Genomic DNA, 20875 nt, shown 5'->3' on the forward strand with positions numbered 1-20875 from the left:
GGGCCTGGCTGGGGCCGCGCCAGGACGTCACTTTTCCGGTCACCGGGGCGGCCGGGTATTGTCCGGGACGTGAACACAACCCGCCGCGCGGCGGTGTGCCACACTGCCGTGACCATGAGCGTGCAGCGCGTTCCCTCCGGCCCGGGACGGCCCGGCAGCCCGGCGGACGGCCTGGGGCCGCTGGCGCGCGAGGTCGCGCTGCCTCACACGCCGCGACTGCTGCGGGTGCGCTCGCGGCTGTTCCTGTCCACGCTGGGGGCCTTCCTGCTGCTGGCGGTGCCGCTGCTGGGGCTGGTCAGCCAGGGGGTATACGGCGGCATCCACCGCTCGTTCGCGGAGCGGTCGCTGCGCGAGTCGCGGCTGGTCGCGGCCCTGCCCCCGGTGGTGGCCGCCCTGTCGGGGAACGCCGCCGAGCGCGCCACCGTGAACACGGTCATGAACACCTACCGCGAACTGCTGGGCGCGGACTACGTGGTCGTCACGGATCGCCGCACCCGCCGCCTGACGCACCCCGAGCCGTCGCGGATCGGCGAGCCGATGGCCGGCGGGGACTTCACGGCGTTCCTGGCGGGCCGCAGCGTCACCGAGACGGTGCAGGGCACGCTGGGCCGCTCGGTGCGCTCGAAGGTGCCGGTCGTGGACGGCCGCGGCGAGGTGCTGGGCCTGGCGAGCGTGGGCTTCCTGCTGCCGCGGCTGCGCGACGTGTTCCGGGACGTGCTGTGGGCGGCGCTGCCGTGGTACCTGGGGGCGCTCGCGCTCGCGCTGGGCCTGTCGCTGCTGCTCGCGCGGCGCGCGCAGCGCGAGATGCTGAACCTCGAACCCGAGCAGATCGCGGGCGGGCTGCTGCACTACCGCACGGTCATGAACGCGCTGGAGGAGGGCGTGCTGGTCGTGCGCGGGGGGCTGGTGTACGTCATGAACCCGCAGGCCCGCGCGCTGCTGGGCGTGCCCGCGCAGGAACTGCCGGTGCCGCTGTCCACGCTGCTGCCCGGCGGCCTGCCCGGCGGGGCGGACGTGCCGCTGGACGTGCGCGGCCGGCCGCTGCTGGCGGGCGTGCAGGACACCGGCGACGGCGCGCAGGTGCTGACGCTGCGGGATCTGGCGCGGGTGCGGGCGCTGGCCGACGAGCTCACGCAGTCGCGCCGCTACGCCGAGCTGCTGCGCGCGCAGACGCACGAGTTCACGAACCGCCTGCACACCCTGGCGGGCCTGCTGCACCTCGGCGAGACGCGCGAGGCGCTGGCCCTGATCCACGCGCAGGCCGAGCGGCACGCCGCGCACGCCGACGCGGTGGCGCGCGTGCGGCCCCTGCGGCTCGCGGCGCTGCTGCTCGGCAAGTTCGACCGCGCCGCGGAGCTCGGCGTGGCCCTCACGGTCGATCCGCTCACCGCCATGCCCGCGGGCGTGCCGCCCGCCACCCTCGACCTGCTGGAACTCGCGGCCGGCAACCTGCTGGAGAACGCGCTGGAGGCCGCCGCGGGCTCCAGCGGCGCGCAGGTGCACGTCCTGATCGCCGCCGATCCCGAGGGGCTGGTGCTGGAGGTGCGCGACAGCGGCCCGGGCGTGCCCCCGGAACTGGCCGCCACCGTGACCCGGCGGGGCGTGAGCAGCAGGGGCGCGGGGCGCGGCGTGGGCCTGGCGCTGGTGCAGGCGCGCGCCGACGCGCAGGGGGCCGACCTGACGCACGACCGGGTGACGGACGTGGCGGGCCGGACGTGGACGCGCTTCACGCTGGACGTGCCCGCCGGGGACGGCGCGTGACGACCCCCGCGGCCCCCATCCGGACGCTGATCGTCGAGGACGACCCGCAGATCGCGGCGCTGCACACCCGCTGGCTGCACGACGCCGGGGGCTTCGACGTGCTGGGCTTCGCCGAGACGATCCGGATCGCGCGCGCCATGACCGCCACCCTGCGCCCGGCGCTGCTGCTGCTCGACGTGCAGCTCCCCGACGGCCGCGGCCTGGAACTGCTGCGCGAGCTGCGCGTGGCGGGCGCGCGGATCGACGCGATCCTGGTCACGGCGGCGAGCGACACCGCGAGCGTGCAGGACGCCCTGATCCACGGCGCGGCCGACTACCTCGTCAAGCCGGTCACGCCACCGCGCTTCCGGCAGGCGCTGGAGCGTGCCCGCGAGCGCGCCGCCCTGTGGGCGCAGCCGGACGTGCGCCAGGGCGACCTCGACGCCCTTCTGGGCACCCCGGCCCCCGCGGCGAGCGGCCTGGACGCCGAGACCCTGCAGCGCGTGCGGGCAGCGCTGCGCAGCGGCCCGCCGCGCACGGCCGCCGAACTCGGGGCGGGCCTGGGCCTCAGCCGCGTGACCGCGTGGCGCTACCTCGAACACCTCGTCGAGAGCGGCGAGGCCACCGTGGAGACGGACGCGGGCGGGGTGGGCCGCCCGGCCAAGCGCTACCGCCGCGCGTAGGGGTCTGGCGGGGCTTTCGTTCGTTCCGTTCCGGGCAAAGGTGTTCCGCGGCCGGGAACGCGGCACCATCTCTTTTGCGGCGCGGTGGTACGCTCGTGAGCGGTATGGATTCCTATGACGTTCTGGTGATCGGCGGCGGCCCGGCGGGGTACGTCGCAGCGATTCGTGCGGCCCAGCTGGGCTTCAAGACCGCGTGCGTGGACGCCTTCGAGCGGAACGGCAAGGCCAGTCTGGGCGGCACGTGCCTGAACGTCGGGTGCATTCCCAGCAAGGCGATGCTGGACTCCAGCGAGAAGTTCGAGATGATCACGCACGAGGCCGCCGAGCACGGCATTCAGGTCTCGGGCGCGTCCGTGGATGTGGCGAAGATGCTGGCCCGCAAGGCCGGAGTCGTGGACAAGCTCACGGGCGGCGTGGCGTACCTGTTCAAGAAGAACAAGATCACGTCCTTCTTCGGCTATGGCAAGCTGCTGCGCCAGGACGGCGAGGAGTGGGTCGTGGACGCCGCCGGCACGGAAGTGAAGGCCAGGCACGTGATCGTCGCGACGGGCAGCAACCCGCGCGCGCTGCCGCTCGCACCCTTCGGCGGGCACGTCGTGGAGAACAGCGGCGCGCTGGAGTTCACGGCCGTCCCGCAACAGCTCGGCGTGATCGGCGCGGGCGTGATCGGCCTGGAGCTCGGCAGCGTGTGGCGTCGCCTGGGCGCACAGGTCACAGTGCTGGAGGCCCTGCCGGGCTTCCTGATGGCCGCCGACGACGGCCTGGCCAAGGAGGCCCTCAAGCAGTTCCAGAAGCAGGGCCTGGACTTCCACTTCGGCGTGAACATCACCAAGGTCGAGCAGGACGACTCCGGCGTGAGCGTGACCTACACCGAGAAGGATGCCGAGGTCACCGCCCGCTTCGACAAGCTGATCGTGTCGATCGGCCGCGTGCCGAACACGAACGGCCTGGGAGCCGACGCCGTGGGCCTCGCGCTCGACGAGCGCGGCTTCGTGAAGGTGGACGGCCACTACCGCACCAACCTGCCGAACGTGTACGCCATCGGCGACGTGATCGGCGGCGCGATGCTGGCGCACAAGGCCGAGGAGGAGGGCGTGGCCCTCGCCGAGATGATCGCCGGGCAGGCCGGGCACGTGAACTACGACGTGATCCCCTGGGTGATCTACACCAGCCCCGAGATCGCGTGGGCGGGCCTGAGCGAGAAGCAGGCCAAAGAGAAGGGCCTGACGGTGAAGACCGGACAGTTCCCCTTCAGCGCGAACGGCCGCGCGCTCGGCCACGGCGACCCGCGCGGCTTCGTGAAGGTCGTCGCCGACGCGCAGAGTGACCGGATCCTGGGCGTCCACATGATCGGCAGCGGCGTGTCCGAACTCATCGGCGAGGTCGTCGCCATCATGGAATTCGGCGGCAGCGCCGAGGATCTCGCCCGCACCGTCCACGCGCACCCGACCCTCAGTGAAGTCGTGAAGGAAGCCGCGCTGGCGACGGACAAGCGTTCGCTGCACATGTAAAGGCGCAGACAGCAGAGGGCAGAGAGCCGAGTGCGACCATCCGTTGCCCTCGGCTCTCTGCCCTCGGTGTTACAGCGGTTTTCAGTTCCATTGAGGGGCTGAAATGATGCTCCTCAACTCCACTTCCAACCGCTGCCTTGTCAGTACCTCGCTCCGCTCGATTCAGAGGCATTGAGGGGTTCCCTCGATGCCTCTGAATTCTGCTATCACTCCCGCGCGTCCGCTGCCCGGTGCAGCGGCAGGTACTGCGGGAGCCACGCGCGCTCGCGGATGGCGGCCTCCAGCTGTTCGTCGTTCAGGCCGCGGATGCTCCGCTGGGCGCACACGCCGTCCGTCACCGCCTGCCGCGCCACGGCCACGGCGATGCGGATGCTGATCTCGCGCAGCTCACTGATCGGCGGGTAGACGTGGCCGGGGTGACGTTCCTGCGTGTAGTCGGCCAGGGTGCGGGCGGCAGCCATGATCATGGCGTCGGTGATCTCGCGGGCGCGGGCGGTGACGGCCCCGAAGCCCAGGCCGGGGAAGATGAAGGCGTTGTTGCCCTGCCCGACCGGGTGCCGTGCGCCGCCGTATTCCACGTCGGGGAAGGGACTGCCGGACGCGATGATCGCGCCGCCGCGCGTCCACGCGATCACGTCGGCGGGGCGGGCCTCCACGTGGCTTGAGGGGTTGCTCAGCGGGAACACGATCGGCCGGGGGGTGGCGTCCAGCATGGCCTCCACCGTCTCCTGCCGGAACAGGCCGGGCACGCCGGTGAAGCCCAGCAGCGCGGTCGCGCGGGCGTTCACGACGACCTCGTGCAGGGTGGGGTACGTCCCGGCGTACGTCCAGCCGCTCAGGCTCTCGGGCGTGCGCGCGAACGGCAGCTGCTGCGCCTCCAGATCGGGTTGCCCGTGCATCAGCAGGCCGTGGCGGTCGACGACGTACACACGCGCCCCGGCGTCGGCGTCGCTCAGACCGCCGGCGACGAGACCCTGGCGGATCGCCTGCGCCACGCCGATGCCGGCCGCGCCCGCCCCGACGACCACGAACACCTGCTCCGTCATGGCCTCGCCCTTCATGCGGGCCGCGCAGGTCAGGCCGGCCAGGGCCATCGCGCCGGTGCCCTGGATGTCGTCGTTGAAACTGGGAATGACCCTGCGGTAGCGCTCCAGCACGCGGAAGGCGGTGCCGCGCGCGAAGTCCTCCCACTGGATGATCGCCTTGGGGTAGCGGTGCGCCACGCCCTCGACGAAGGTGTCGAGGAACTCGTCGTACTCGGCACCGGTCAGGCGCGGGTGGTGCACGCCCAGGTACAGCGGGTCGTCGATCAGATCCTGGCGGTTGGTGCCCACGTCGAGTTCCACCGGCAGCGTCTTGTCGGGGCCCACGCCGCCCGCCGCGGTGTACAGCGAGAGCTTCCCGATCGAGATCGCCATGCCCCCGAAGCCCTGGTCGCCCAGGCCCAGGATCGCGCTGGAGTCGGTCGCGACGATCATGCGCACGTCGTTCACGGACACGTTCTCCAGCATCTCGTCGATGCGGTCGATATCCTCGGTGCTCACCGCGAAGCCGCGCGGATAGCGGTAGTTGCTGGAGTACGTCTTGACGGCCTCGCCCACGGTCGGCGTGTAGATGATCGGAAGCATCTCCTCGAGGTGATCCTCCAGCACGCCGTAGAACAGCACCTCGTTCCTGTCCTGCAGGGCGCGCAGGTACTCGTGCTTCTCGAGGTCGCTGCCGCAGCCGAGATAGCGGCGGTATGTGCGCTCCTTCTGCTCGTCGAAGGTGCTCACGTGCGGCGGGATCAGGCCCTCCAGGCCCAGGTCGCGGCGCTCCTGGCGGGTGAAGGCCGTCGTCTTGTTCAGCAGCGGGTTCTGCAGCAGGGCCAGACCGGTGACGTGCACATCGATGAAGCGCTGGCCGTGCGCGTCACGGCTGACGTCGTAGTACCGCGAGACGGGGGGAGCTTTGGGCATGACACTGCAGCATACCGGGCCGCGCCAGCACGGCGTCCGCGCACGAAATGCACGCAAGCCCCGGAGTGCCGCCACCGCAGCGCAGCGCGCTCCCCGGGCTGTTCAGGGCATGAACGCAATTACTCCTGCTCCGCCCTGTGCCGCGCTCCCCAGCGTTCCCGCAGCGCTCCGAAGGTGGCATCGATCCGTTGCTGTGGCAGCACCACCTGCGTGGTCGTCCCGTGCCCGATGTCGTCCCCGAGTTCATGGACGGCGCTCACGCGGCACACGACCCGGCGGCCGTCCACGTGCTCGCAGGTGGCGGTCACGGTCACGCGCATGCCCGGCAGCGCGGACGCCGTGTGGGTCACGTCCACCTGCGAGCCGATCGCTCCCTCGCCGGGCTCCAGGAACGGCAGCAGCACCTTGCGCCCGGCCTCCTCGAAGTGCCGCGCCAGCCAGTACGTGGCGTACACCGGGTGCACCGCTCCGAGTTCCCCGAACTGCACGGTCATGTCGTCCGTGACGAGGACTTCCAGCGTCTGCGTGAACTCCGGCGGAATGGCTCGCATGGCCGTCACAGTAGCGCCGGGCACGTTCCGTATGGGTATTTCCTGAACCGTTCCCGCAGGAGTGGATGACCCACCGCCCATACACTGGCCGGGTGAAGCTCGCTGCCGTGCCGTCCCTGATCTGGGAAGCCTATCTGGCGTTCGGGCAGGATCGTGCGCCCCGCCTGGCCGCCGCCATCGCGTACTACGCGGTCTTTGCCATCGCGCCGCTGCTCCTGCTGGCGGTGCTGGTCGCGGGCCGGTTTCTGTCGGACAGTGCCGTACTCGATCAGCTGTTCGGCGCGGGGAGCATCATTGCCCAGAACCTGGGCACCACCACGGCCGACTTCCTGCGTGGCCTGATCAAGCCCGAGACCCTCAGCCGGGGCAGCACGACCGCCACGGCGCTGGCCTTCGTCACGCTGTTCCTGGGGGCCACGGGGCTATTCGTGCAGATCCAGGACGCGCTGAACTCGCTGTGGGGGGCCGACCCGGTGCCGCCGATGAACATCGGGCAGGTGCTCGTCGCCCGGCTGAAGTCCTTCGTCATGATCCTGGCGATCGGGGTGCTGCTGATCGCGTTCCTGGGCCTGAACACATACCTGTCGGCCATCGCGCAGCGGCTGGGCGACACCATCGGCGCGGGGGCGTTCTTCGTGCGCGCCGGCACGCTGCTGCTCTCGACCGCGTTCCTGGCGCCCGTGTTCGCGGCAATCTACAAGGTGCTGCCCGACGTGAAGCTCCAGTGGCACGAGGTGTGGGTGGGGGGCATCTTCACCTCGACGCTGTTCAACCTGGGGCAGCTCCTGATCGGGCTGTACCTGGGGCAGGCCGCGCCGGGCAACGTGTTCGCCGGGGCAGGGGCGCTGGTGATCCTGCTGCTGTGGATCTACTACTCGGCCATGATCTTCTTCTTCGGGGCCGAGGTCACGTGGGTGTACTCGCAGAAGTTCGGCACCCACGCGGGCGGCGCGGCGAACGTGGCCAAGAAACAGGCGCTGGCCGCCCAGGGGGCAGAGATCAGCACCTCGCCCAGTCGCCAGGAACGCGAGGCGCTGGCGGCACAGGACGCGCCGGCGCGCGACGCGCGGGGCCGGGTGCTGGGGGTGGAAGTGCCCCAGCTGCCGCGGGTGCTGCCCCCAGTCGCCCGCCACGGCGAGGGCCGCCTGCTGCCCAGCGTGCGGGGCACCATCTGGAACGCCGTGCTGGCGATCCTGGCGATTCCTGCCGTCATGGTGCTGCGCGTCCTCGGGATCGCCGGGGGCCGCGACCGGAAGCGCTGAGGATCCGTGCCGGCCGGCGTCAGTGCAGCGTGACCGGGTACGGCAGAGTCCCCTCGTAGATCGCGCGGCCCACGATGGCCCCCTGGATGCCTTCCTCGTGCAGCAGGCGGATGTCCTCCACGTTGGCAACGCCGCCGCCCACGATCAGGGTGTTCACCCACAGCCGGCGCACCTGCCGCATCAGGTCGCGGTTCAGACCCTTCAGGGTGCCGTCCCGCGTGACGTCGGTGAAGATCAGTGTCTCCAGGCCCGCATCGGCCAGCCGGGGCGTGAGTTCGGCGACGCTGACGCCGCTGCCCGCCGCCCAGCCGTGGGTGGCGACCTCCAGGCCACGGGCGTCCAGGCTGACCACCACGCGCTCGGGGCCGTGCGCCGCCACGAGTTCCGCCACCAGTTCCGGGCGGGTCACGGCAGCCGTGCCGATCACGACCCGGTCGACGCCCACCAGCAGCAGTTCCTCCGCCGTACGGCGGTCGCGGATCCCGCCACCCACCTCCACCGGCACCCCCAGCTCCTGCGTGATGGTACGGATGACGTCCCGGTTCTCGCCGCGCCCGGTCGCGGCGTCCAGATCGACCAGATGCACCAGCCCCGCCCCCAGGCCCACCCAGTGCCGCGCAGCGTCGAGCGGGGACTCGAAGTACACCGTCTCCCGGTCGGGATCGCCCTCGTACAGGCGGACGGCGCGGCCGGACTGGATGTCCACGCACGGGATGACGAGGGGCAGGCCGGAGGCGTTCATGGAGTACAGGATAGCGGCGGGTCCGCGGCCGCACGGCCGGATGAAGGGTGAAGACCAATGCTCTAGACTGCCCGCAGCGTGCGGATCGGAATCGTCACGGCCACCTACTCCCCCTCGCGCAACGGCGTTGCGACGAGCACGGCCCTGTACGCCCGCGGCCTGCGTGCCCGCGGCCACGACGTCCGGATCTTCGCCCCGCGCCATCCCCTCATGCCGCCCGCCGAGGACGGCGTGTACCGCCTGAACACGTCCTTCGCCGGCGCGCGCGCCCTGGGAGCCCCACCGGACTACCCCGTCATGCTGGCGCCGGGGCCGGTGCTCACCTCGCGGCTGCCGCTGCGCGATCTGGACGTGCTGCACACCATGCACCCCTTCCTGGCCGGCCAGCTGGCCCTGCGGTGGGCCCGGCTGTCCGGCGCCCCGGTCGTGTACACGGCCCACACCCAGTACGACGAATACCTGCACTACGCCCCGGTACCGCCCCGCCTGGGCCGGGCGATCATCCGCCCCCACATCAGCGCCTTCGCGCGGCGCGTGCAGGCGGTGCTGGCCCCCGGTCAGGCCATGGTGGACATGCTGCGCGAGTACGGCTACGCGGGCCACGTGCAGGTCTTTCCGAATCCGGTCGAGTTGTCGGCGTTCCGGGATGTAGACGGGGCGGCCGTGCGCACGCAGTACCACATCCCGCAGGACGCGCCGCTGATCGTGTCGGTCGGCCGACTGGCCCCGGAGAAGAACCTGGACACGCTGCTGCACGCCTTCAATGTGGCCCGCGCCAGCCGCCCCGAGCTGCGCCTGCTGGTCGTCGGGGACGGCCCCAGCCGCGCTGGCCTGCAACAGACCGCCCCCGAGGGCGTGAGCTTCAGCGGGCCGCTGCCCTATGCCCAGATTCCCGCCGTGCTGGGGGCCGCCGACGTCTTCCTGACCGCCAGCACCAGCGAGGTGCTTCCCATGAGCATGATCGAGGCCCTGGCCGCCGGCGTGCCCCTGGTCGCGGCCCGCAGCCCCGCCGCCCTGGATCTGATTCAGGACGGCGTGAACGGCACCGTCCGGGCCGCCACCCCCCAGGCCCTGGCCGATGGCCTGCTGGCCGCGCTGGAACCGGGAACGCTCCCGGCATGGAAGACCCACGCCCGCAAGAGTGCCGCCGCGTATGACCTGGGAAGCCGCACGGCCGCGCTGGAGGACATCTACCGGGCGGTCATCGGTCAGAAAACAGGACGCCGCACGGTGACGTGAGGGGGGAGGATCGGCAGTAGGGCCGCGTAACCCCTCAGCCGGCCGTGCCGCCAGCTCCCCAGGGGGGGAGCCAACCATCACATCATTGCCTTCCCTTGACTCGTAGAGCCCGCAGGGAGGGGCGGAGGGGTTTACCTTCGCCCTTACCGCCGCAGACGCCGCAGCAGCCCGCCCATCTCGGGCATACGGATGGCCAGGGCACCGGCGAGGTACACGCCCAGGCCGATGCCGCCGGCCACCGCCAGCCCCAGCGCCCCCGGCACGATGAAGCCCGGCGCGGGCAGCACGCGGGAGACCAGCCACGCGACCAGTCCGGCCACCACCGACAGCGGCACGACGCGGATCAGGTGGGCGGCGACCTCCTGCCCGGGGAAGGCCAGGGTGCGGCGGTACATGACGATCAGGGCGGCCGTCATCAGCGTGCCGCTCAGGGCGGTGCTGACGCCGAAGCCCAGGAAGCCCAGGGGCGGCACCAGCAGGGCGTACAGGCCGACCTCCACCACGAAGCCCACCGCGCTGACCACCACGGCCTCGCGGGTGCGTTCGCGGGCGTAGAAGGTGCGCAGCAGCACCGTCACCAGCGCCCAGGGAAGGAGGGCCAGCGCCCAGCCGGTCAGGATGCCCGCGCCCGCCTGGAACTTGCCCACGTCGTAGCCGCGCCCCAGGTTGAACAGGCTGACCGCGTAGGGAGCCAGCGCGACCAGCAGCGCGCTCATCGGCGCGGCCAGGAAGGTCGTGGCGCGGATCGCCTGAGCGGTCAGGCTGCGGAACGCTCCCCAGTCCTTCTCGGCGGCGTGCTGCGCGAAGCGGGGGAACATCGCCAGCACCGGCGACACGACGAACAGCCCGTTGACCGTCGTGAACAGCGCCTCGGCGTTGCCGTAGCCCGTCTGGGTGCCGGAGCCGAACTGGGCGCTGTTGGTCAGCAGGCGCGTCACGTACACGTTCAGGATCTGGCGTGCCCCCGCCGTCAGGGTGAACGGGGCCATCTGCACCAGCACGCGCCGCAGCGCCGGGTGCCCCGACAGCGACGGCGTGGGCAGCAGGCCGAAGCGGCTCAGGGCCGGGAGCTGCACCACCAGCTGCGCCACCCCGCCGATCAGCCACCCGAAGGCCAGCCACGTCGCCGTGTCGGGCAGCAGCAGCAGCGCCACGATGCTCGCCAGGTTGAAGGCCACGGGCGCGAAACTGCTCTCGCGGAAGTGCTCGTCGGCGTTCAGCAGGCCCATCGCCACGGCCGACAGGCTGATCAGGGTCAGGAACGGCATGACGAGCTGCGTCATGTACACCGCCACCGCCCGGTCAATGTTGGAGTCCGCCGCCGTCAGGACACCCACGATCCACGGCGCGGCCAGGATGCCCACGGCCATCAGGATCAGGTTCACGGCGATCATCACGCCACTGAACGACTGCGCGAGCTTGCGCCGTTCCACCGCGTCCAGCGACTTGTAGATCGGGATGAACGAGTTGACCAGCGCGCCCTCGGCCAGCAGTTCGCGCAGCAGGTTCGGCACCTTGACCGCCACGTTGAAGGCGTCGGTCAGCGACGTGTCGAACAGGTTGATGATCTGCTGGCGCACGATGCCCGACAGCCGCGAGCCCAGCGTGCCCGCCATGACGATCAGCGTGTTCACCCGCAGCGACCGCCGGGGCGAGCGCGGCGTCACGTCTCCCGGAAACTCCAGGTCGATTTCAGGGGGAACGTCGGGAGAGGAAGACCCGGAGGGCGGCACCGTCACGCAGGGGAGTGTAGCGCGGGTATCCAGACACCACTTTGGGGGCAATGGTGGAAGAATCCGGCTGACTATGGAAAGCCCGCCCACCCCCTTTGAAGCTGTTGAACCTTACCTGGGTACCGATGAAGCCTTTCGCCACGCCATGTCCAATAGGGAGCTATCGAGAGCTATCCACGCCCTGGCCGAGGAGGAAAATCCAGAACTGCTTCCTCTACTTCTTGACCGATTCTCGTCCAACGACGTCTGGGTGAAGCAGGACGCTCTTTTTTTGGCGGGATTCCACTACCAGTTCCCCCGCGAGCATGTATTCATCAGGAATCTCTTCAATTTGATCGGCGGTCAGCAGTCCTCCGCTCTTAATGACCTCGGCGTCCCAACCACAGCAGTTGGTGTTCTGGCTGTGCAGTTGAGAGAGGTTTCCGAGGAGATGATCGACTGCCTCGATCAGATCCATCAGCCTGACCTCAAAGTGGAGTATCTGGAGGCACTCTTAAAAATCAGCGGCTGGAGGCACGAAAAAGTGAGACGCTTCATTGTTCCATTCAAAGGTCACGGAGAGGCGATCAGTTCAGACTTATTCCGTCGGCTTGCCATCGACTGAATATCCAGCTTTGCCTACTTCCCCCCCAGCGCCGCCCCCACCACATCCCGCGCCTCGTCCATGACCTGTTTCAGATGGTCTGCGCCCCGGAAGCTCTCGGCGTAGATCTTGTACACGTCCTCGGTGCCGCTGGGGCGGGCGGCGAACCACGCCTGATCGGTGGTGACCTTCAGGCCGCCGATGGGTTCGCCATTGCCGGGTGCCCGCGTGAGCTTCGCGGTGATCGGGTCGCCGCCCAGGGTGGTGGCCGTGACCTGCTCGGGCGAGAGGTTCCCCAGAATCTTCTTCTGGTCGGGCGTGGCGGGCGCATCCTGGCGGTCGTAGGCGGTGGCCCCATACTTGGCGGTCAGGTCGGCGAAGCGCTGGCTGGGCGTCTTCCCGGTCTTCGCGGTCATCTCGGCGGCGAGCAGGCCGGGAATCAGGCCGTCCTTGTCGGTGCTCCACGCGCCGCCGTCCATGCGCAGGAAGCTCGCGCCCGCGCTCTCCTCGCCGCCGAAGCCGAAGGAGCCATCCAGCAGGCCACTCACGAAGTACTTGAAGCCCACCGGCACCTCGACCACCTTCCGGCCGATGCCCGCGCCCACGCGGTCGATCAGAGCGCTGCTCACCAGGGTCTTGCCGATGGCGGCGTCCGCGCGCCAGCCGGGGCGGTTCTGGAACAGGTACTCAATCATGACGGCGAGGTAGTGGTTCGGGTTCATCAGGCCGTCGGCGGTGACGATGCCGTGGCGGTCGCTGTCCGGGTCGTTGCCGATGGCGACGTCGAAGTCGTCCTTGAGGCGCAGCAGGCCGGCCATGGCGTAGGGGCTGGAGCAGTCCATGCGGATCTTGCCGTCCCGGTCGACGCTCATGAACGCGAAGCTGGGGTCGATGATCGTGTTCACGATCTCGAGGTTCAGGCCGTAGCGCGCCTGGATGGCCTGCCACACCGGCAGGCTCGCCCCGCCCAGCGGATCGACGCCGATGTGGACGCCGCTCTGTTTGATCGCGTCAAGGTCGATGACCGTGCCGAGTTGCTCGACGTACGGCGTGATGAAGTCGAACTCCTCCAGGCCCGCCATGGCGTCTTCCAGGGACACGCGCTGCACGTCGCGCAGTTCGTCCTCCAGGATCTGGTTGGCGCGCGCCTGCACGACCTTCGTGACGTCGGTGTCGGCGGGGCCGCCGCTGGGCGGGTTGTACTTGAAGCCGCCGTCCTGCGGGGGGTTGTGGCTGGGCGTGATGACGATGCCGTCGGCGGTGCCGTCCGTGCCGCGCCGGTTGTGTTCCAGGATCGCGTGGCTGACCAGGGGCGTGGGCGTGAAGCTGCCCGGCTGCACCCGCACCCGCACGCCGTTGGCGACGAGCACCTGCAGCGCGGTCATCCACGCGGGTTCCGACAGGGCGTGCGTGTCGAGGCCCATGTACAGCGGCCCGGCGATGCCCTGTGAGGCGCGGTGCTCGGCGACGGCCTGCGACACGGCCATGATGTGGTTCTCGTTGAAGGTGCCGGCCAGGGACGTGCCGCGGTGCCCGCTGGTGCCGAACGCGACGCGCTGCAGGGGGTCGCTGGCGAGGGGTTTGGTCTCGTAGTAGTGCGCGACGAGGCGCGGGATGTTCGTCAGCAGGCTCTGAGGGGCGGTCTGGCCGGCCAGTTCGCTGAGGGTCATACCGGCAGTGTAGGGAACTCGCCGTTGCGGGGGCCGGCTGTGGCAAGACAGCGTGAAGCCGGGGGCGCTACCCCTGCCGGGCGAGGCCGCCCAGGGTCTTCAGGGCCCGCTGGTGCTGGGCGACCTGTGCGGCCACGTCGCCCAGCTCGGCCTGCACGGCGGCCTGCTCCGCGCCCCAGCGGGCGGCGCGGAAGGCGTTCACGGCGCGGCGGTACTCCTCGAAGCCCTCGTCCCAGCGGGCGCGGTGCTCGGCGCGCACGGCCTGCACCTGCTCCGCACTCACGAGATCCACGCTGACGGGCAGGTAGTCCTCCAGGCCCTGCCGCCACAGGATCAGGGCGGGCCGCCAGCCCTCCGGGGCGTCGTCCACGCGGGCGGCGGTCACGTCGGCGGCGGTGCGCAGGCCCACGCCCGCGAGCTGCAGTTCGTGGCGGGTCGTGAAGTAAGGCAGGATGCCCGCGCGGATCGGCTGGCGCTTCAGGAAGTCCAGCGTGGCCCGCTCGCGCCGCTGAAGCACGAGCGCCTCGACCGCCGTCCACTGCCGCTCCTCGCCCTGCAGGAGCGCGCGGCGCTGGGCGTCGAGGGCCGCGAAGTCCCGGTCGTACTCGGCGCGGGCGTTCTCGCGGGTCAGGCGCTCCTCCAGGGCGCGCTGCCGGGCGCGCAGGTCGTCCAGCTCGCGGTCCACCTCGGCGCGGCGTGCGGCCAGCGCCGTGTGGTACGTCTGCCACTTCCCGCGGGCGGGCAACAGGCGTTCGGTCAGGCGGCCCTCCCAGTTCTGGTAGCCCTCGATCATGGCGTCCCAGTCCACCGACACCCGGCGGCCCACCGTGAACGCCAGCACCAGCAGCGCGGGGATGACGAGCCCGGCGACCACCGAGCGCTGCACCGCGAAGGTCGCGCCGAACAGCAGCACGAGCACGAGGATCCGCAGCGTCCATCGCAGGGCGCGTTCCACCTGCGCCTCCGCGACGGCGTTGGGTGGGGTGGGCAGGTTCAGGGGCAGTTCCGGCAGCGCGGCGGGCTCCGCGGGGGGCTGGAGGCGTTCCGGGGCGGGCACGTGGATCACGCCCTGCCACAGCGCCTCCACCTGCGCGGCCTGCGCGCTCCCCTCGGGGCCGTGGCGGTCGGACGTGAAGGGCGAGACCTCGCGGATGGCCTCCAGCTCGCACCACGGGCACGGCGCGCCGATCTCGTGCTGGTGGGCGTCGTCGCGCTCGCAGGCCACCAGGGTGTCGGCCAGGATGCCGAGTTCCCGCGCCCACTCGGCCGCCGTCGGGCGCTCTGCGTGCGCGGGCGCGAACGCCGCGGCGAAGAGCCCCTGGAGGGCCGGCGGCAGCGCCGTCATGGGCAGGCCCTCGGGCGGGGGGCGCACGCCGGGGCGCGGGGGCCGCGCGTACGCGTAGGCGTCCTCGGCAATGGCACGGGCGGGCACGGGCACGTCGCCCTGCGCCGGCACGCCCGCGTAGGGGTGCCGGCCGTCGAACACCAGCAGGAACACCAGCACGGCCAGCCCGAACACGTCGTGCTGCGCGGTGCGGGTCATGCCCTCCAGCTCCCGCTCCTGCAACTCGGGCGGCAGGAACAGGGCGGTGGCGGTGGGCGTGCGGTACACCTCGCCGCCCGCCGTGAGCTGCCACGCGTCCACGTTCACCAGCCGCACCCGCCCCTGCGACGACACGAGCACGTGCAGCGGGTTCACGTCGCCCATGACCTGCCCCGCGCCGTGCAGCGCCGCAAAGGCCTGCGCGACCGCCGCCGCCACCCGCACCCGGAACGCCCAGCCCGTCCCCGTGAACGCCCGCGCCCGCAGCGCCGGGGAGTACAGGTGGATGACCTCGCGGAAGTCGCCGGTGTTCACGTACGGCCGCACCAGCCCCAGCACCCTGCCCCGGTGGTCGTGCAGGGTGTTCACAGGCCACGTGCTCACGGCCTCCAGTTCCGGCGTGTGGGCGGCCACCAGCGCCCGCAGGTGCGCGGCCTCCCCTGGTTTCAGCTCGTCGCGCCAGCGTTTGGCGACCAGATCCGGGCGGTTGCGCAGCAGGAACACGTCCGCGCGCGCGCCGTGCCCGAGCTCGCGGCCCAGCACGACCTGCTCGCCCTGCGCGCCGTACACCGGCGTCACGGTCGAGGTCATGGGCACCCGCGGCGGCGTTCCGGCGGCACACCCGATTCTAGGACGCCATGCCCCGCCCGCGCTGCCCCACTTCCGGGAGGGTGCGCCACGACCCGGACGCCGCGCGCTGCCCCTGCTAGCCTGGGCGCATGCGGGAATTCCTGAACGACTGGTGGCGGCTCATCAAGCTGATCGTCGGCTCGCTGGCGATCCCGGTGATCCTGTGGCTGCTGCTGGTGTGGGCTGGGGTGTTGAAGTAGGAACCAGAGGAGGGATTGATGGACTCTATCAAGCGCGTATCAATGGGTATTGCTCTCGTTGGCTCTGTGTTTCTGGAAAGCTGCGCAAATTCATCAGCGCCCATTTCTGCATATTCACCACAAATCGAGATACGACAGGCCGCCATCGATTCCTGTCGGAATGTCATCTGGAAGGTGCAGGTGTTCAGCGGAAGTCTAGATGTAACGAACATCTACACGTACCGATATCAATCTCACGTCGGGTCTCCAATATACAATGAACCGATATTTACTGTATCGGATGCAGGAACAGCCTCCATCTCTCTGATTCCCAGTGAGATAAGAGGTGTTGACCGCTATATTCACACCGTCATCTGTTCTTCCAGGCAGAACTCGGCCTCCCTGTCCGTCAGGGTCTCGTCCGGGCCGCTCGACCGAGTGACGGTCGACTACCGTTCCGATACGGGCATTACAATCAAATAGCGCTGAGGGCTTCGTACAGCATGAACGTCTAAATTCTATGCGCCTATTCAGGCTTTACGGCACTTTCCAACAGACACGGTGGATTGATCAGAGATGGTCCTATATTTTCATGCCCCAGACAAAGGTAACGCCCCGCCATCCACAATCGGCGGGGCGCTGCTCTGTTCTGCCTCAGTCGTCTGCTGCGGTGGCCTCGCCCTGCACTTCGAGGGCAGCCAGGGCACGTTCGGCGCTCATGGCGGCGCGGGTGCCGGCCCCGACGCTGGTGCCGAGCTGGCGGTAGATGTAGTCGCTGACGTCGCCAGCGGCGAACAGCATGGGCACGCTGGTGTAGATCTCGTCGGTGACGTCCACGTAGCCGTCGGGGCGGAGCTTGACGGTGTCCTGCACGAACTCGGTGTTGGGCGTGTGACCGATAAAGATGAACACGCCGTCGGTAGGCATGTCGTATTCCTCGCCGGACTTGAGGTTCTTCAGGCGCACGCCGGTCACGGACTGGTCACCCTGGATTTCCAGAGGAACGGTGTCCCACACGAACTTCATCTTGGGGTTGGCGAACGCACGGGCCTGGGCGACCTTGTTGGCGCGCAGGCTGTCGCGGCGGTGGATCAGCGTGACCTCGTCGGCGAACTTGGTGAGGAACAGGCCTTCCTCGACGGCGGCGTCGCCCCCGCCGATCACGACGACCTTCTTGCCGCGGTAGAAGAAGCCGTCGCAGGTGGCGCAGGTCGAGACGCCCTTGCCCCAGAAGTGCTCCTCGCCGGGGATGTGCAGGCGTTTGGGGTTCGCGCCGGTGGCGAGGATCACCGCCTTGGCACGGTAGGAGGCGCTGTAGCCGGTCACGGTGAAAGGGTACTCGTGTTCGGTGTCGTCGTCGCTGCGGACGATCGACTGCACCTCGTCCATCTCGATCTTCCCGCCGAACTTCTCGGCCTGCTGCTGCATGCGCATGGCGAGTTCCATCCCCGCGATCGGTTCCGGGAAGCCGGGGTAGTTCTCGACCTCCTCGGTCTGGGCGATCTGGCCGCCGGGCAGGCCCTTCTCCAGGATCAGGGTGCTCAGGCTGGCGCGGCCGGTGTAGATCGCGGCGGTGAGTCCGGCGGGGCCACCGCCGACGATCACCACGTCGTATTTCTGGATTTCGGTGGAAGCACTGGTCATGGCTCAAGCGTAGCACCGGGCACGTTTTCGGATGGTCAGCGGGGCACACTTTACTTTGTAAAGCATCAGCCCACCCTTGCCTGCTTATTGAGAATGAATTATCATTCTCAGGCCATGACCGCCTCCCTTCCTGCTGCGTCCGTTCCCATCACCGTCCTGTGCGGTTTCCTGGGCGCGGGCAAGACCACGCTCCTGAATCACCTGCTCTCCCAGACCGGGGGCCGGCGCACCGCCGTGATCGTCAACGAGTTCGGAGCGGTGAACATCGACGCCTCGCTGATCGTGAAGACCGATGAACACATCACCGAACTGTCCAACGGCTGCATCTGCTGCACCCTGCGCGGCGACCTGCTGCACGCCGTGGACGAGCTGCTCGCCACCCGCGACCTGGACGCCATCCTGATCGAGAGCACCGGGATCGGGGAACCGCTGCCCATCGCGCAGAGCTTCTGCCTGACCCCCGAGGAACTGGAGATCACGGCAGAACCCGGCCAGCCCGCCATTCCGGATCTGATCGGCCGGGTGCACGTGGACGCCATGATCACGGTGGTGGACAGCGCCCAGTTCTTCGAGCTGTGGAACCGTCAGGACAGCATCCCCGGCGACGACCTGGAGCGCGGCTTCGGGGAGCTGCTGGCCGAGCAGCTGGAGTTCGCGGACATCGTGGTGCTGAACAAGACCGACCTGGCGACCCCCGACGACGTGCAGCGCCTGCGCGAGCTGGTTGGGATCACCAACCCCCGGGCGCGGGTGCTGGAGGCCGTGCGGGGCACGCTGCCCGCCGAGGAACTGCTCGGCGTGGGCCTGTTCGACCCGGAGGCCAGCATGCAGCTCGACGCGTGGATGGCCGAACTGGGCAAGGAACACACGCCGGAATCCGAGACCTACGGCCTGGGCACCGTCGTGTACCGCAGCGACGTGCCCTTCGACCCGGAGCGCTTCCAGCACGCGCTGTGCCAGGGACTGCCGCGCAACGTGATCCGCAGCAAGGGCTGGGTCAACCTGGGCGACGGCATGGCCACCCTGTGGAACCACACCGGGCGGCAGCTCGCGCTGGAGCAGGCGGGCACGTGGCACGACCCGGCACAGGCCCACAGCGAGATCGTGTTCATCGGCCACGGGCTCGACCCGGTCGCGCTGCACCACCTGCTCGACAGCGCGGTGGCCGCGCCGGCGGGGGCACGGTGAGCCGCACGTGCTACCTGACCGGCAAGGGCGGCCACGTGGTGAACCGCGTGACCCGCCGGGGCCGGGCCCGCGCCCAGGGCGGGGTGGGCCGCAAGGTCACGGGCATCAGCGCCCGCACCCAGCACGCCAACCTCCAGAAGAAGACCATCCGCGAGCACGGGCAGCTGCGGCGCGTGTGGCTGAGCACGAACGCCCTGCGCACCCTGGCGCGGGGAGGCTTTCCGGGCGTGGAACTGGCATAGTCCGCCGCCCGCACGCCCGGCTCACCCGACCATCGTCCCCATCCCTGCACGGAGTCCACCCATGACCACCACCTACCTGTCCAGCCTCGTGATCCTCGCCGGCGCGTCCGTCGCCCACGCCGCGCCCCTGCCGGTGAGCGCCACCACCTCGATCGTGGCCGACTTCGTGAAGAATGTCGGCGGCCAGCGCGTGACCGTGAACACCATCATCCCGGCCGGGGCCGACTCGCACACCTTCCAGCCCACCACCCGCGTGATCCGGGGGCTGGCGGGCAGCCGCGTGCTGTTCCTGAACGGGGCCAACCTGGAACCGTGGCTGCCGAAGGTGCAGGCCGCGAACCCCGGCGTGAAGGCCGTGACCGTGACTGCCGGCCTGACGCTGCGCCCCGCGCCCGGCGAGACCGGCAGCGGCGGCCCCCGCGACCCGCACGCGTGGTGGGATCCGACCCTGGCGGCCGGGTATGTCCGCACCATCCAGGCTGCCCTGAGCGCCGCCGACCCGGCTGGGAAGGCCACCTACGCGCAGAACGCTGCCGCGTACCTGAAACAGCTCGCCGGCGTGGACGCGTGGGCACAGACGCAGTTCTCCACGCTGAAGCCCGCGCAGAAGAAGATCGTCACGAATCACGATGCGCTGGCGTACTTTGCCGCGCACTACGGCCTGACCCTGACCGGCACGGTGCTGCCGGGCCTGGGCACCGAACGCGAGCCCAGCGCCCGCGAACTGGCGGCGCTGATCCAGAACGTGAAGAAGAGCGGCACCCGCGTGATCTTCACCGAGGACACCGTGAACGACCGTCTGGCCCGCACCCTGGCGACCGAGACCGGCGCGAAGGTGGCCCCGCCGCTGTACACGGACGCGCTGGGGCCAAAGGGCAGCAGCGGCGACACCTTCCTGAAGGCGCTGAGGGCGAATGTCGAGATCATGGTGAAGGCTCTGAAGTGAGCGGCGTGTCCGGAGGCTCAGCGCCGCCACAGGTACGGCGTGGTCGTCGTGACGGGCACCAGGCCGCTGCGCTCCAGGATGGGCCGGGACATGGCCGTGCAGTCGCTGTGCAGGTAGCGCACGCCGCGAGAGACGGCCGACTGCGCACGGGCGGCGGCCAGCGCACGGTAGATGCCCCGGCCGCGCCACGCCTCCAGGGTGCCGCCCCCCCACAGGCCCGCGAACTCGCTGCCCGGAACGACCTCCAGCCGGCCCGCGCACACGACCTCGCCGCCCGCCTCCGCGATCCACAGCTCGGTCGAGTCGGGACGGCGCTCCAGACCACGCAGCAGGATCTCCAGGCCGATCGAACCCCCGAAGATCACGTCCTGTGCGGCAGCCATGCGCCGCATGTCGGGCAGGGGGTCGAACTGGTCGTCGATGCGGCGCACCGTCACACCGTCCGGCAGGGGTGTACGCCGGGCCAGCGCCGACGCCGCCCCGACCATCACGGTCTCGACCTCGGCCGGCATCAGACCGTGCGCGATCAGGCGCTCCGGGAGGTCGGCCGGCGCGTCGTGGCCGCGTGTCTTCCACTCGAAGGTGTCGATCTGGGGCTGCGCGCCGTAGTGCGCCACAGTCCGCGCGATCACGGCGTCCAGCGCCGCGCCCTCCAGGCCGCCCAGGTCGCGGTAGGTCACGAACCCCCGGTTCCCGAACACGCCCCTCAGCAGCGGGCCGTCGCGGCTCACGCTGTCGGCGGCCGTCATCTCGGCGTCCTCGCGCAGCTGGGCGTCGTAGGCAGCGAGCAGGCGGGCGGGATCGGACTCGGGCGGCACGCTGGACATGGCC

Annotated in this window: 17 protein-coding genes; 9 read left to right on the forward strand and 8 right to left on the reverse strand. The window is 70.2% G+C overall.

Translation table 11 applies throughout. The features are described from left to right. The first annotated feature begins 69 nt into the window (after window positions 1-69). From U2P90_RS16305 to lpdA, 3 genes are all read left to right on the forward strand, one after another. Window positions 70-1761 carry a sensor histidine kinase gene (locus tag U2P90_RS16305; RefSeq protein ID WP_322472950.1) on the forward strand — a complete coding sequence of 564 codons (1692 nt, stop codon included), beginning with the start codon at window positions 70-72 and terminating at the stop codon, window positions 1759-1761. Then, window positions 1758-2423, forward strand: a complete 666-nt coding sequence (locus U2P90_RS16310) for a response regulator (RefSeq protein WP_322472951.1) — start codon at window positions 1758-1760, stop codon at window positions 2421-2423. Before U2P90_RS16305 ends, U2P90_RS16310 begins: the two co-directional genes overlap by 4 nt. Window positions 2424-2527: 104 nt before the next feature. After that, window positions 2528-3934, forward strand: coding sequence for a dihydrolipoyl dehydrogenase (lpdA, locus tag U2P90_RS16315; protein ID WP_322472952.1), 1407 nt, complete (start codon window positions 2528-2530; stop codon window positions 3932-3934). A gap of 206 nt (window positions 3935-4140) precedes the next feature. On the opposite strand, the gene U2P90_RS16320 is transcribed toward lpdA, so the two are convergent. Together U2P90_RS16320 and U2P90_RS16325 are read right to left on the reverse strand one after the other, a co-directional pair. Beyond that, window positions 4141-5892 (reverse strand): NAD-dependent malic enzyme, encoded by a 1752-nt coding sequence (locus tag U2P90_RS16320; protein WP_322472953.1) that lies wholly within the window; start codon window positions 5890-5892, stop codon window positions 4141-4143. Between the two features lie 119 nt (window positions 5893-6011). Beyond that, window positions 6012-6443 (reverse strand): thioesterase family protein, encoded by a 432-nt coding sequence (locus tag U2P90_RS16325; protein ID WP_322472954.1) that lies wholly within the window; start codon window positions 6441-6443, stop codon window positions 6012-6014. A gap of 92 nt (window positions 6444-6535) precedes the next feature. On the opposite strand from U2P90_RS16325, the gene U2P90_RS16330 reads away from it, so the two are divergent. Then, window positions 6536-7705, forward strand: a complete 1170-nt coding sequence (locus U2P90_RS16330; RefSeq protein ID WP_295820908.1) for a YihY/virulence factor BrkB family protein — start codon at window positions 6536-6538, stop codon at window positions 7703-7705. Between the two features lie 19 nt (window positions 7706-7724). Here the strand turns inward: U2P90_RS16330 and hisA are convergent, their stop codons facing one another. Then, a complete protein-coding gene (gene hisA, locus U2P90_RS16335; protein WP_322472955.1) occupies window positions 7725-8447 on the reverse strand; it encodes a 1-(5-phosphoribosyl)-5-[(5-phosphoribosylamino)methylideneamino]imidazole-4-carboxamide isomerase in 723 nt (240 codons plus the stop codon). Between the two features lie 78 nt (window positions 8448-8525). Here hisA and U2P90_RS16340 point away from each other — a divergent pair, with 78 nt between their 5' ends. After that, window positions 8526-9686, forward strand: coding sequence for a glycosyltransferase (locus U2P90_RS16340; RefSeq protein WP_322472956.1), 1161 nt, complete (start codon window positions 8526-8528; stop codon window positions 9684-9686). Between the two features lie 143 nt (window positions 9687-9829). On the opposite strand, the gene murJ is transcribed toward U2P90_RS16340, so the two are convergent. Next, entirely contained in the window at window positions 9830-11371 is a 1542-nt protein-coding gene (murJ, locus tag U2P90_RS16345) for a murein biosynthesis integral membrane protein MurJ (protein WP_380102401.1), read from the reverse strand. Between the two features lie 121 nt (window positions 11372-11492). Here murJ and U2P90_RS16350 point away from each other — a divergent pair, with 121 nt between their 5' ends. Next, on the forward strand, window positions 11493-12023 hold the full coding sequence (locus U2P90_RS16350; RefSeq protein ID WP_322472958.1) for a hypothetical protein: 531 nt from the start codon (window positions 11493-11495) through the stop codon (window positions 12021-12023). A 14-nt stretch (window positions 12024-12037) separates the two neighbouring features. On the opposite strand, the gene pgm is transcribed toward U2P90_RS16350, so the two are convergent. The 3 genes from pgm to trxB all read right to left on the reverse strand — a co-directional run bounded on the left by pgm (window position 12038) and on the right by trxB (window position 17668). Further along, complete coding sequence (pgm, locus tag U2P90_RS16355) at window positions 12038-13672, reverse strand: phosphoglucomutase (alpha-D-glucose-1,6-bisphosphate-dependent) (RefSeq protein ID WP_322472959.1); 1635 nt, start codon at window positions 13670-13672, stop codon at window positions 12038-12040. A gap of 67 nt (window positions 13673-13739) precedes the next feature. After that, complete coding sequence (locus U2P90_RS16360) at window positions 13740-15806, reverse strand: hypothetical protein (RefSeq protein WP_322472960.1); 2067 nt, start codon at window positions 15804-15806, stop codon at window positions 13740-13742. Between the two features lie 872 nt (window positions 15807-16678). Continuing rightward, window positions 16679-17668, reverse strand: a complete 990-nt coding sequence (gene trxB / locus U2P90_RS16365; RefSeq protein ID WP_295823524.1) for a thioredoxin-disulfide reductase — start codon at window positions 17666-17668, stop codon at window positions 16679-16681. A gap of 114 nt (window positions 17669-17782) precedes the next feature. Between trxB and U2P90_RS16370 the strand changes: the two genes are divergently transcribed. From U2P90_RS16370 to U2P90_RS16380, 3 genes are all read left to right on the forward strand, one after another. Further along, a complete protein-coding gene (locus U2P90_RS16370) occupies window positions 17783-18856 on the forward strand; it encodes a CobW family GTP-binding protein (protein ID WP_322472961.1) in 1074 nt (357 codons plus the stop codon). After that, a complete protein-coding gene (gene rpmB, locus U2P90_RS16375) occupies window positions 18853-19098 on the forward strand; it encodes a 50S ribosomal protein L28 (protein WP_322472962.1) in 246 nt (81 codons plus the stop codon). Before U2P90_RS16370 ends, rpmB begins: the two co-directional genes overlap by 4 nt. 61 nt (window positions 19099-19159) lie before the next feature. Next, on the forward strand, window positions 19160-20044 hold the full coding sequence (locus U2P90_RS16380; RefSeq protein WP_322472963.1) for a metal ABC transporter solute-binding protein, Zn/Mn family: 885 nt from the start codon (window positions 19160-19162) through the stop codon (window positions 20042-20044). A gap of 17 nt (window positions 20045-20061) precedes the next feature. Here the strand turns inward: U2P90_RS16380 and U2P90_RS16385 are convergent, their stop codons facing one another. Further along, complete coding sequence (locus U2P90_RS16385) at window positions 20062-20871, reverse strand: GNAT family N-acetyltransferase (protein ID WP_322472964.1); 810 nt, start codon at window positions 20869-20871, stop codon at window positions 20062-20064. Window positions 20872-20875: the final 4 nt, after the last annotated feature.

The sequence above is a fragment of the Deinococcus sp. AB2017081 genome (assembly GCF_034440735.1).
Taxonomy (GTDB): domain Bacteria; phylum Deinococcota; class Deinococci; order Deinococcales; family Deinococcaceae; genus Deinococcus; species Deinococcus rufus.

Bases quoted from the DNA above. Each gene is read 5' to 3' on its own strand.
- lpdA (WP_322472952.1), top strand. From the start codon at position 2,528: ATGGATTCCTATGACGTTCTGGTGATCGGCGGCGGCCCGGCGGGGTAC.
- U2P90_RS16320 (WP_322472953.1), bottom strand. From the start codon at position 5,892: ATGCCCAAAGCTCCCCCCGTCTCGCGGTACTACGACGTCAGCCGTGAC.
- U2P90_RS16325 (WP_322472954.1), bottom strand. From the start codon at position 6,443: ATGCGAGCCATTCCGCCGGAGTTCACGCAGACGCTGGAAGTCCTCGTC.
- hisA (WP_322472955.1), bottom strand. From the start codon at position 8,447: ATGAACGCCTCCGGCCTGCCCCTCGTCATCCCGTGCGTGGACATCCAG.
- U2P90_RS16350 (WP_322472958.1), top strand. From the start codon at position 11,493: ATGGAAAGCCCGCCCACCCCCTTTGAAGCTGTTGAACCTTACCTGGGT.
- pgm (WP_322472959.1), bottom strand. From the start codon at position 13,672: ATGACCCTCAGCGAACTGGCCGGCCAGACCGCCCCTCAGAGCCTGCTG.
- U2P90_RS16360 (WP_322472960.1), bottom strand. From the start codon at position 15,806: ATGACCTCGACCGTGACGCCGGTGTACGGCGCGCAGGGCGAGCAGGTC.
- trxB (WP_295823524.1), bottom strand. From the start codon at position 17,668: ATGACCAGTGCTTCCACCGAAATCCAGAAATACGACGTGGTGATCGTC.
- U2P90_RS16370 (WP_322472961.1), top strand. From the start codon at position 17,783: ATGACCGCCTCCCTTCCTGCTGCGTCCGTTCCCATCACCGTCCTGTGC.
- U2P90_RS16380 (WP_322472963.1), top strand. From the start codon at position 19,160: ATGACCACCACCTACCTGTCCAGCCTCGTGATCCTCGCCGGCGCGTCC.
- U2P90_RS16385 (WP_322472964.1), bottom strand. From the start codon at position 20,871: ATGTCCAGCGTGCCGCCCGAGTCCGATCCCGCCCGCCTGCTCGCTGCC.